Source organism: Acidithiobacillus ferrooxidans ATCC 23270, from assembly GCF_000021485.1.
Taxonomy (GTDB): Bacteria; Pseudomonadota; Gammaproteobacteria; order Acidithiobacillales; family Acidithiobacillaceae; genus Acidithiobacillus; species Acidithiobacillus ferrooxidans.
Map to the genome: position 1 here is coordinate 2608770 of NC_011761.1, position 12191 is coordinate 2620960.

Below are 12191 nucleotides of genomic sequence, written 5' to 3' on the forward strand. Positions count from 1 at the left end.
GTCTCAACGTGAAGGATCTACGCACCAACTTTTTGGACCACGTCAAAAAGGGTCTCAACGGAAAACCGCTGTTTCTGCGCATCATCTTCTGGGATGGCCATGAATACGCCTTCAACCAGGACATCCGCGTCACCATGCACATCAGCTCCGCCAAACTCATCTCGCGCATGCTCATGGGCAGTGCCCTGGATGTGCTTGGCGAAGGGTACGTAGAGGGCACCATCGGCATCGATGGTCGCTATCAGGATATTCTCGCGGTGGCGGAAGGGCTGAGTGACGCATTCCCCGCCAAAAAACCCAGGAGCGGCATTTTCCGCAAATATCACGCCGCCCACAGCAAATCCCGGGATGCCGACGCGATTCACTACCACTACGATGTTTCCAACGACTTCTACAAGCTCTGGCTGGACCGCAACATGGTCTACTCCTGCGGCTACTTCAAAACCGGCGCGGAAGATATCGACACCGCCCAAGAGCAGAAGCTGGACCATATCTGCCGCAAACTCCATCTGCAGCCGGGTGAAAAGCTTCTGGATATCGGCTGCGGCTGGGGTGGTCTGCTGAGCTGGGCCGCAACACATTACGGGATTCAGGGCGTGGGGGTCACCCTCAGCGAGCAGCAGTTTGCCTACGCCAAGGAACGTATGGAACGCGAGGGTCTGGCGGATCGGGTGGAAATCCGCCTGCAGGATTACCGCGACATTCCAGAACGGGATTATTTCGATAAGGTCTCTTCGGTAGGGATGTTCGAGCATGTCGGCCGCGCCAAGCTCGGAGAATATTTTGGCGTCATCAACCGGGTGCTCAGGGAAGGTGGCTGGGTGATGAATCACGGCATCACCGCCAGCCAGCAGGATGACGAAGACGGGCACCATTCCGGCAGCGATTTCATGGACAAGTACGTCTTCCCAGACGGCGAAATCCCGCATCTGTGGCGCCTGGTGCTGGAAATGGCGGGGCAGGATCTGGAAGTCCTGGACGTGGAAAATCTCCGCCCCCACTACGCCCAGACGCTCATCCACTGGGTACAACGTCTGGAAGCACACAAGGACAAAGCCATCGCCATGGTGGGGGACAAGCGCTATCGCATCTGGACCATCTACATGGCGGGCTGCGCCTATGCCTTCTGGCGCAACTGGTCGGCCCTGCACCAGGTGCTGGCCGTCAAACAGGGCGGTGCCGAGCTGACGCCGCGGCCCTGGGAGCGGCATTACCAGTATCAGGAGGACAGTTTCCGCCTGGCCGCGCCAGATTGGGGGGATTTGTAAAAATGACAGACTTGCAAAAATCAGCACGGCAAGTTATCTAACCAACAATCTTTATGGGCGCGGAGTCATCCGCCTGGGACACGGGAATACCGTATGGGCAGAAATCGACTGGAAGCCTTTAGCGATGGTGTGATCGCTATCATCATCACCATCATGGTCCTCGAAATGAAAGTGCCCCATGGTGAGCACCTGCATGCCCTCCTGCCGGTGCTCCCGGTGTTCCTCAGTTATGTGATGAGTTTTATCTACGTCGGCATATACTGGAATAACCATCACAACATGCTGCAGGCCAGCGGAAAGGTGAACGGCGCCATTCTCTGGGCCAATCTGCACCTGCTCTTCTGGCTCTCTTTGTTCCCGTTTGTGACGAGCTGGATGGGTGAAAACCATTTCGCCGTCGCTCCTACCGAACTGTACGGCGTCGTACTTTTTATGGCTGCCGTCGCCTATCTTATCCTCCAGTCCTGCATTATCGCCGCCGGGGCGCCGACATTGCGCCGCGCCATCGGTCGAGACTGGAAGGGGAAGGCCTCGCCCGCCCTCTACTTCATAGGTATTGTTTCCGCCCAATGGTCCCCCACGGCGGCCAAACTCGTCTATCTGGGCCTGGCCTTGTTGTGGTTGATTCCGGATCGCCGGATAGAAAATCTCCTCATCGACAGCCCTGAGCGATGATACATGTGGCAAATGAGGAGGCGGGAATGAGCCTGTACAGACGTTTACCGGATTGCTTTCATGCAGATGCCCGCAAACGGTCAAAGGATCTGTACCGAATCACACCGGTCGGCTCGGCGCCCGCCCCCGCATGAATCATCCGGAAATCGAACCGGGCTTTATCGTCCTCCACGGCGACCGTCTGGAGTGGCTCAGCGATGCCGTTCTGGAGTGGCTGCGCGCGCACCCGCTTCGGCCACTGGAAGAGGAAATCTTCCTCGTCCAGAGCAACGGCATCGCCGAGTGGCTGCAATGGACCCTGGCAGCCCATGAGGGCATCTGTGCCGCGGTGCGCGTCGCCCTGCCGGGGCGTTTTCTCTGGGAAAGCTATGCACGGGTGCTGGGCACCGGCATCGTCTCGGCCCGCTCGCCGCTGGACAAGGCACCGCTCACCTGGCGACTGATGCGGCTCTTGCCGGAACTGCTGGCCCATGCCGATTTCGCCCCCTTGCGGCATTTTATCGGCCAGTCACAGCGGCCGGACGGCGCATTGGAGCGGCGCTGGCAAATGGCCGCGCAGATCGCCGATCTGTTCGACCAGTATCAGGTCTATCGTGGCGACTGGCTGGCGGACTGGACCACGGACCAGTCCCTGCTGCGGCGGGGCGATGGCGAGCGGGTGACTCTGCCCGCCGACCAGCGCTGGCAACCCCGGCTCTGGCAGGCGTTACGGCAGGATCTGCACAGCCGCGGGCTGGACCAGGCTCCGGGCCGGGCGCAGGTGCATGAGCAATTTCTCGCCGCCCTGAATGCCGGGCGCCCCCCCGTAACGCCCTTGCCCCGCCGCGTCGTCATCTTCGGAGCAGCCACCCTGCCGGAACAGAGTCTGACCGCGCTGGCGGCGCTGGGCCGGCAGATGCAGGTGATCCTTGCGGTGCCCAACCCCTGCCGCTACCACTGGGCCGACATCGTCTCGGGGCGCGAATTGCTCAGACGCGAACGACGTCGCCAACCCCCGCGCAACGGCCACGATCTCTCCGCCACCGCCACAGAGGACCTGCATCAGTTCGGCAATCCCCTGCTCGCCGCCTGGGGCCGTCAGGGCCGGGATTTTCTCGATCTGCTGGACCAGTTCGATGAAACGGCGGCATTGCAGCGGCAGATGGACATCCCGCGCATCGATCTCTTCAGCGAAGATCAGGGCGACACCCTCCTGCGCCAGTTGCAGGTACAAATCCGCGATCTGGAAGGTATCAGGCCGGAAACCTGCACCGCACTGGACGACAACGATCACTCCGTGGTCTTTCACATCGCCCACAGCGCCCTGCGCGAGGTGCAGATCCTCCACGATCAACTGCTGGACCGCTTTGCCACTGGCAAACTGCAGCCCCGCGACGTGATCGTCATGGTCCCGGAGATCGGCGGCTTTGCGCCCCTCATCCGCGCCACTTTCGATCAGTATGACCGGGAGGACAGGCGTTACATTCCCTACCACATCGTCGATCTGCAGGCCCGCGACGAACAGCCCCTGCTCCTGGCCCTGGACTGGCTGCTGCGGCTGCCCGAGCAGCGCTGCCGACAGAGCGAAATCCGTGATCTCCTCAACTGCCCCGCCCTGCGCCGGCGCTTTGGTCTGGAACTGGAGGACCTGCCCATCGTGCAACACTGGCTGGCCGGAGCCGGCTGGCGCTGGGGGCTCTCGGCAGAGCACCGGGCCGCGCTGGGCATGCCCCATTGCGGTTCCCAGAACAGCGGCGACTTTGCCCTGCAACGCCTCTGCCTCGGCTATGCCAGCGGCGACGACAGCCATTTCTCCGGGATCGAGGCCTACGGCGAGGTGGGTGGGTTGGACGCCGCGCTCCTCGGCCCCCTCGGTCAATTGCTGGAGAAGCTGGCGCACTGGCAGCACGTTCTGGGCGAATCCCTGGTGCCGGAGCACTGGGGTGAAGCGGCCCGCAATCTGCTCACGGACTTTTTCAGCGCCAGCGATGACGACGATGAAGCCCTCCTGCAAAATCTGGAAGAGGCCCTGCGCCAATGGCAGACGGATTGCGCGGCGGCAGATTTTAACGAAGCGCTCCCCCTCGCGGTATTTCGCGGCGCCTGGCTGGAGATGCTGGATGCGCCGGATCTGGGGCGCAGCTTTCTTGGCGGCGGAGTCACCTTCTGCACCCTCCTGCCCATGCGCGCGGTGCCCTACCCGCTGGTCTGCCTGCTCGGTATGAACGAGGGCGATTACCCGCGGCGCAGCCCCCGTCCGGACTTCGATCTCATGGCGCTACCCGGCATGGCCCGCCCCGGCGACCGCTCCCGCCGCGATGACGACCGTTATCTGATGCTGGAGGCCCTCCTGGCCGCCCGTCGGGAACTCTACGTCAGTTGGGCGGGAAGGGATCAGCGCAATAACCATGAACGGGCGCCCTCCCTGCTGGTGGCGCAGTTGCGGGAGGCCATTCGCGACGGCTGGCCGCCGGCCCTGGAAAAGCGCACTTTCGAGCATCCCCTGCAACCCTTCAGCCCCGACTATCTGGCCGGCAAACCCGGCCTGCGCACCTGGGCTCGCGAGTGGTATCCCTCTCCGCACAGCGCCCCGGAAAACGCCGCGCTACCCGACCCCGCCGAGATCACCCCCCGCAGCATCCGCGAGCTGCTGGAGTTTTTTCGCCTGCCCGCTCGTGCCTTTTACCGGCAACGCCTGCGCACGGACTTCAACGAAGAAGATCCGGCTGAGGAGGACGACGAACCCTTCACGCTGGACAGCCTTGAGACCTATCATCTGCTTGAAGACCTGCTCCGCGCCGCGGAAAAAAACGGCCCTGACCGGATTGCCGAAAGGGTGCGGGCACAACGGCGCAGTGGTCGCTATCCCCTCGCGGGCATGGCGTCGAGGACCGCGACCGCACTGCTCGACGACGTCACTCCCGTCCTGACCGTCTGGCGGGAGATCGGCACGGAATGGACCGCAGCGCCGCAACGACGGGTCGTTCACCGTGCCCGCGGCCGGATATTGCTGGAGGACTGGCTGCCCGCCTTGTACCAAAACAACGCAGGAGACCTCGCCTTCGTCCAGCTCCGCGCCAGTCGCCTGCTGAATAAAGACAGCAAAAAACCCGAAGGGGATAAACTCGCAGCCCTCTGGCTCCAGCAGTTGCTCGCCAACGCCGTCGGCCTGCGCTGCGGTGGCATCGTGGTGGGCCGGGATGTGCTTGTCCGCGCCGCGCCACCGCCACCGGGCGCCATTGCCGCACTGGACGATCTGCTGGATCTCTGGCAGGAAGGTCTCTGCGAGCCCCTGCCGGTCACCCTCAAAACCGCCCTCGTCAGCCTGCAGGGCAAAAACCCGGCACCCATTTACGACGGCAATGACCGCCTGCCCGGAGAAGCCCGGAAAGATCTCAGCCTGTTCCGCGATTATCCCGACTTCGCCACCCTCAGCAGCGCCCGAACCGGGCCGCAACGACGCGGCTTTGCAGAATACGCCGCAGCCCTCTACCGCCCCTTCGCCGGCTGGCTGGAAACTTTGGAGTGGCAGGCGCATCCATGACCACCATCCTCGACCCCCTGCACCTGCCCCTGCACGGCAGCCGCCTCATCGAGGCCAGCGCCGGCACCGGCAAAACCTGGACCATCGCCGCCCTCTATCTGCGCATGATCCTTGGACACGGCAGCGAAGGTGAACATTTTCCCCGCCCCCTCCTGCCCGAAGATATTCTGGTGATGACCTTCACCCGCGCCGCCACCCAGGAACTCAAGGAGCGTATCCGCGATCGCCTGCAAACGGCTGCCCGATATTTCCGCGGCACCGAACACCCAGCGCAGCCGGATCCCTTTCTCGAAGCGCTGCTGGCCGACCATCCCGACCCCGAGGTCCGCGCCCGCGCCGCACACCAGCTTACCTTGGCGGCCGATGCCATGGATGACAGCGCCATTTTTACCATCGACGCCTGGTGCCAGCGCACCCTGCGCGAGCACGCCTTCGCCACTGGCAGCGATTTCCGCGAAACCCTGCTCCTGGATGAGACCGACCTGCGCGACGATGCCGTACGCGACTTCTGGCGGCAGGAAATCTACCCGCTGGGCGAACCCGCCCTCGATGAGGTCCTCCAGCTCTTTTCCGGCCCCGATAAGATCCGGCAGGAGACAGCAGCCCTGTGCAAACTCGATCCGCCCCTGCCCGCCCCCGCATCGAGGCTGGCGGACTGGCTGCCCGATGCCCTCGCCGCGCCCCGACGGCGACTCGCCACCCTCAAGGCGCAATGGGCGGCGGAGCATGATGCCTTTGCGGAGTGGCTGTCAGGGCTCGTAAACGGTCCCAAGGCAGACAATCCATTGAATGGTAATACCCTAAGCGCAGCTATTGTCAGTCGGGCCCTCGCCGCATTGCGTGATTGGGCCGACCGTTCCGATCCATTGATTCCCGACGAACTGGATAAATGCCAGCGCCTTTCTGCCAGCAAACTGCCCGAGTATTGCAAAAACAAACCGCCTCCCGTCCTCCACCCCGCTGCCGAGACACTGGATACCCTGTTCAGGGAGTTGGAGACCATCGCTCAACAGTTCACCCGACTGCACGGTGAAATTCGCACCCACGCCGCCGCCTGGATCAACGCCCGGCTGAGTCGGCTCAAGGCCCAGAGCGGACAGGTCAGCTTTGCCGACTATCAGCGGCGCCTCGCCAGGGTACTGCACGACAAAACCCAGGGACCGGCACTCGCCGCCCGCCTGCGGCAGAAATATCCCGCCGCCCTCATCGACGAGTTTCAGGATACCTCCGCCCTGCAATATCAGATCTTCGACGACATCTACCACGCCGCCGACAACAACCCCGACACTTTGCTTCTGCTCATCGGTGACCCCAAACAGTCCATCTACGCCTTTCGCGGCGCGGACATCGACAGTTATCTGCAGGCACGTCGCCTGACCGAGGGCCGCCATTACGCCCTCGGCACCAATTATCGCTCCAGCCACGCGCTGGTCAGCGCCCTCAACGCCATCTACACCGCCGCCGAACACGACGACCCGCAAGGCGCTTTTGCCTATGCCGCCCCCGGTGCCGACAACCCGCTCCCTTACCAGCCGGTGCAGGCCCATGGCCACCAGAAAGTCTGGCGGATCCATGGCAAAGCCGCCCCCGCCCTGACGTTCTGGGGTGCCGGCGAGAAGCTGAACAAAGGCGACTATCTGGAACGCTGCGCAGCACAGGCCGCAGAATGTATTGTCGGACTGCTCGACAATCCGGAAGCAGGATTCGCGCAGGAGGGAGAAATCACCCGACGGCTGGAGGCCAAGGACATCGCCATTCTCGTCCGCGATCGTCATGAAGCCGCCAGCATCCGTCAGGCCCTCCACCACCGCCAGTTACGCAGCGTCTTTCTCTCGGAGCAGGATTCCGTCTATGCCAGTGAGGAAGCCCGCGAACTGCTTCTCTGGCTGGAGGCGGTGGCCGAACCCGAAGATGCCCGCCGTCTGCGCGTCGCCCTCGCCCTGCCGCTGCTGGGACAACCCCTCAGCGCCCTGGATGCCTTTCATCAGAACGAAACGGCCTGGGAGGCGCAACTGGAGCAGTTTCAGGATCTGTCCCGGCAATGGCGGCGGCAGGGCGTGCTGGCCATGCTCCACCACAGCATCCATCAGTTCGGCATTGCCGCCCGCCTGCTGACGCAGCCCGAGGGCGAACGTCGCCTCACCAACCTGCTCCATCTCGGCGAACTCTTGCAGCAGGCGAGCGCCACCATCGACGGCCCCGAGGCCCTCGTTCGCCACCTGCATCAGGCCATCGCCGCCGGAAGTGATCAGAGCGATGCCCACATCCTGCGTCTGGAGAGCGATGCCGGACTGCTGCGCGTGGTCACCATCCACGCCGCCAAAGGTCTGCAATATCCCCTGGTTTTTTTGCCCTTCATCGCCACCTGCAAGGCCGCCAGGGCCAACCCCTTTACGGTCATCCACAGCGCGGAAGGACAGCCCGCCATCCACTGGGAAAGTGGCGACACGACGGCGGCGGAAAGGGCACGGTTGCAGGAAGATCTCCGCCTCCTCTACGTCGCCCTCACCCGTGCCGAGCACGCCCTCTGGCTGGGCCTCGCCGCACCGAAGACGGCGGGAACACCGATCTTTGCCGGCAGTGCCATCGCCCATCTGCTGGGTAGCGAACGCACCGCCCGCGATCTCGCCACCTTGCTCGAAGACTGCGCCCGCCTCTCTCCGGAGATTGTCGTCGAGACGCTACCGGACAGCATCCCCACGACGCTGTTCGTGCGGCCCCGCAACAACGCCCACAACCCGCCCCCAGAGTACACCGCCAGCTTCGAGAAGCACTGGGGCGTTGCCAGCTTCTCCCATCTGGTGCGCGAACTCCCTGCCGATCCGGCGGCGCCACCGACGCCCCGGCGCGCCCAGGCCGGCGCCCCCTGGCATCGCTACCCGCAAGGCATGAACGCCGGCACCTTTCTCCACGACCAACTGCAACGCCTCGCCCAGAATGGCTTTGCCCAAATCGGTCAGGACCAATTTGTCGAACAACTGCACAAGGCCTGTACCCAGGCCGGCCTGGGCGACTGGGTCGGGGAGACCGCCGAATGGCTGCAAGCCATCGTCCATAGCCCCCTTGCCCCCCTCACGGCGGCGCTCTGCGATCTCAGCGACACCCTGAGCGAAATGGCCTTCTGGTTTCCCAGCGACGCCTTGCGCAGCGACGACCTGGACAGGCTCTGCCAACAGCATATTTTCCCCGGTGCCGATCGCCCCAGGCTCCCCCAGCGGGTCATTCACGGCATGATGCGCGGCTTCATGGACCTCGTCTTCGAGCAAGGAGGGCGTTACTACGTCCTCGATTACAAATCCAACGTCCTCGGCAGCGAGGATGCCGATTACCACGCCAAAGCGCTGCGCGACGCCACCCTCGGTCATCGCTACGAACTGCAATCCAGCCTCTACCAACTGGCCCTGCACCGCCTGCTGCGCCAGCGCATGGGCAGCCGCTACCGGCCCGAGACCCATCTCGGCGGCACCCTCTTCTTCTTCCTGCGCGGGCTGCAAGGACCGGAGCGAGGCGTGCTCCATCTTCCCGCCGACCTCGCCCTGCTCGATGCCCTCGACGGCCTCTTCGGCTGGCCGCAGCGGGCAACCCAGCCATGAACCAGCCCATGACCAGCCTCATGATCGACCAACTCCGCGCCTGGACCAGCGCCGGCTGGCTACGGCCCCTCGACCTTGCCTTCGCGCAGTTCCTCATCCGCCTGGACCCGCAGGCCCCGGCCCTCCTGCCCCTGGCGGGCGCTCTCCTCGCCCGGCTGGAGGGAGAAGGCCACACCTGCATCGCGCTGGAAGACTTCCTCGGCGCACCCGAACGCTTCCTGGACTGGCCTGCGCCGGGGCACGCCATGCTGGCAACCGCACTCGGTGACTGGCCCCATGCCGCCCAATGGACAGAAACCCTCGCCCGGAGCCGCTGCGTACAGGTCACCGAGCGCAACGCCCCCGTCCCGGCAAACGGCGCAGAAACGCCCCTGGTCCTCAGTGCCGCCCGCCTCTATTTGCGCCGCTACTGGCGTGACCAGCAATTCATCGCCGAGGCCCTGCGCCAGCGCGCCCAACAGCGCGTCGCCGATGCCGCCAACCCCGAGGCATTAAGACCCTGGCTGGAGCAACTTTTCCCGGCGTCTGACGAACCCGGCGACGCACTCCCCTGGCAAAAAATCGCCTGCGCCCTCGCCCTGCGCAGCCACTTCAGCATCATCACCGGCGGCCCCGGTACCGGCAAAACCTACACCGCAGCTCGCTTCATGGCCTTGCTCATGGCGACCAGCAGCACACCCCTGCGCATCGTGCTTGCCGCCCCCACCGGCAAGGCCGCCGTGCGCATCGACGAATCCCTGCAGAGCGCGGTCGGCACTCTTCCGCAATTGAGCCAAATACCCGATATGACTGCCGCCTTCGCCCGCCTGCGTCCGGCGCGCACCCTGCACAGCCTGCTCGGCGCCCGCCCCGACAGTCGTCGCTTTCGCCACGATGCTGCCAACCCCCTCGAACTGGACGTACTCGTGGTGGACGAAGCCTCCATGATTCATCAGGAGATGATGGCCGCCCTGCTCCGCGCCCTGCCGCCTGCGGCCCGCCTCATCCTCCTCGGCGATCAGGACCAGCTTGCCTCCGTCGAAGCGGGCGCGGTGCTGGCCGAACTCAGTCTCGGCAGCGGTAAATATGATGCCGAGACCTGCCACTATATGCAGGCCAGTTGCGGTGCCGCGCCGCGGCCCGGCGACAACGGCCCCAGCCCCCTTGCCGCAAACATCATCCGCCTGCAACGCAGCCATCGCTTCAATGCAGAAATCGGCGCGCTGGCGGATGCCGTGCATGGCGGCCACCCCGAAACCGCCGTCCGCATCCTGCAAACGGCGCACACTGGCACTCTCGCCTGGCAACCCGCCCCTGCCATCCACCGGATACTGGAACTGGCCCGCCCGGAAAGCGCCTATGGTCGGGTCTGGCAAGCCGCGGGCCAGCCGCCACCCAAAGACCGGCAACAACATAGCGCATGGGTTAAAACCATCCTCAACGACTACGCTGGCTTCCGCATCCTCTGTGCCCTGCGCCAAGGCCCCTGGGGCGTTACCGGCATCAACCGCGCCATCGAAGACTACCTGCAGCGCCAGGGCATCCTGCAGAGCCGCGGCCTTTGGTATGCCGGCCGCCCCACCCTCGTCACCCGCAATGACCCCAACCTCGGTCTCAGCAATGGCGACATCGGCATCGCCCTGCCCGACCCGGATAAACGCCTGCGCGTCTACTTCCCCAATAGCGAAGAGGCCCCCCGCGCCATCCTCCCCAGCCGCCTCAACCACACCGAAAGCGCCTGGGCCATGACCGTCCACAAGGCACAGGGTTCCGAGTTCGCCCACACCGTCCTCATCCTTCCTCCGGAAGACAGCCCCGTCCTCAGCCGCGAACTGCTCTACACGGCCATCACCCGCGCCCGCAAATGCTTCACCCTCATCGCCCCCCGGGAGCGACTGGAAAACGCCATTCAGCGCCAGACGCGGAGGATGAGCGGATTACACGCGGCGTTATATGATCCCAGGCGCTGAATGTCACCGACATCACTTTGAGTAGGCTTGAGCGAATCTCGACAGGTCAGATTTCGACACATCGTTATTGTCATAACAAAGTCATGCAATCTTCATACTAGTGTCACATAAGCCAGTTACGCTAAGGGGAGCCGTCATATCAACCCCCATAAGGAGATCTGCATGAGTCAACCCATGGGCACGCACGTACCCCAAACGGGCGTCATCGAATCCCTCAACAATGCCCTGGTGAGTTTCTTCCACTTTTTCGCCGCAAGTATGAGATTTTTACTATGTTATTGCTTTTACTAAACAGTATTGCTGTGCATACAGTACATGTGCTACGTGCGGCGATGCTGGCGCAGACGCGCGCGCCCCTGCCGATCCGGACCGAATCACCGCAAGGCCCACGAATCCTTTTGCTGGTGAATGCACGGACCAACGGTAAAACGATCGTCTCCGTCGAAATGGCCCTGGAACGCACCGGCGGCAGGGTAATGCGGGTCACCGAGCGTGCCGAAGCCGAGCAGTTGGTGCGCCGCTGGGATCCTGAAGTAATGGTCCTGCTCGGGTGGTCTACCACGACGGGCGACTGGCTGCGGCATCTGCAATTCGCATCGCGTCAGGGCGAATTGCCCTTCCTGGTGGTCGGCAATAGTGCGGGAGAAGACCGCGAGGAAACAAACGCCGTAGCGGCTCTGGAAGTAGGTGCACAGGCATATATCCCTGCTGGTATGGGGCTGGGAATCTTAACCGCCCAGGTATGCGGTCTCCTCAAAAAGCTGCGCACACAAGCACCTGCCCCCCGATTGGTTCAAGAGGAAAACCTCTGCATCGATCTGGTATCACTGCGTGTCTGGATATTGGGACAGGAAATTCATCTACCGCGACGGCTTTTCTATCTGCTGTACTATTTCGCCACCCATCCGGACGAGGTCGTTTCCAACGAGCAGATCGCCGATATCCTGTGGGGGGGCAAGGGCACCTATCTCGCTCCCAATACCCTCGTGGTCAAGATTTATCGTTTACGCAAAATTCTGGAAAGTGCCGGCGCCAAAGGCTGGCTGGAAACAGTGCACAGTTTCGGATACCGCTTTTCACCACCAAAGAATGGGTGAAACGTCACAATAACGTCATAACAATGTCACAATAACGCCACCTCAGTGACACACGGATGCAATATTCGGCCGTTAGCATGGGGCCA

General features: G+C 63.3%; 6 protein-coding genes. All 6 read left to right on the forward strand.

Annotated features, from left to right (window positions below):
- Positions 1–8: 8 nt before the first annotated feature.
- Positions 9–1268, forward strand: coding sequence for an SAM-dependent methyltransferase (locus AFE_RS13435; RefSeq protein WP_012537480.1), 1260 nt, complete (start codon positions 9–11; stop codon positions 1266–1268).
- Positions 1269–1361: 93 nt separating this feature from the next.
- Positions 1362–1943 carry a TMEM175 family protein gene (locus AFE_RS13440; protein ID WP_012537481.1) on the forward strand — a complete coding sequence of 194 codons (582 nt, stop codon included), beginning with the start codon at positions 1362–1364 and terminating at the stop codon, positions 1941–1943.
- 130 nt (positions 1944–2073) lie between these two features.
- On the forward strand, positions 2074–5466 hold the full coding sequence (recC, locus tag AFE_RS13445) for an exodeoxyribonuclease V subunit gamma (RefSeq protein ID WP_012537482.1): 3393 nt from the start codon (positions 2074–2076) through the stop codon (positions 5464–5466).
- Positions 5463–9059: an exodeoxyribonuclease V subunit beta gene (recB, locus tag AFE_RS13450; RefSeq protein ID WP_012537483.1), complete on the forward strand. Its 3597-nt coding sequence runs from the start codon at positions 5463–5465 to the stop codon at positions 9057–9059. The genes recC and recB overlap by 4 nt, the downstream gene beginning before the upstream one ends.
- An 8-nt stretch (positions 9060–9067) precedes the next feature.
- Positions 9068–11008, forward strand: a complete 1941-nt coding sequence (gene recD / locus AFE_RS13455; RefSeq protein WP_012607569.1) for an exodeoxyribonuclease V subunit alpha — start codon at positions 9068–9070, stop codon at positions 11006–11008.
- A gap of 302 nt (positions 11009–11310) precedes the next feature.
- Entirely contained in the window at positions 11311–12105 is a 795-nt protein-coding gene (locus tag AFE_RS13460) for a winged helix-turn-helix transcriptional regulator (RefSeq protein ID WP_229129743.1), read from the forward strand.
- Positions 12106–12191: the final 86 nt, after the last annotated feature.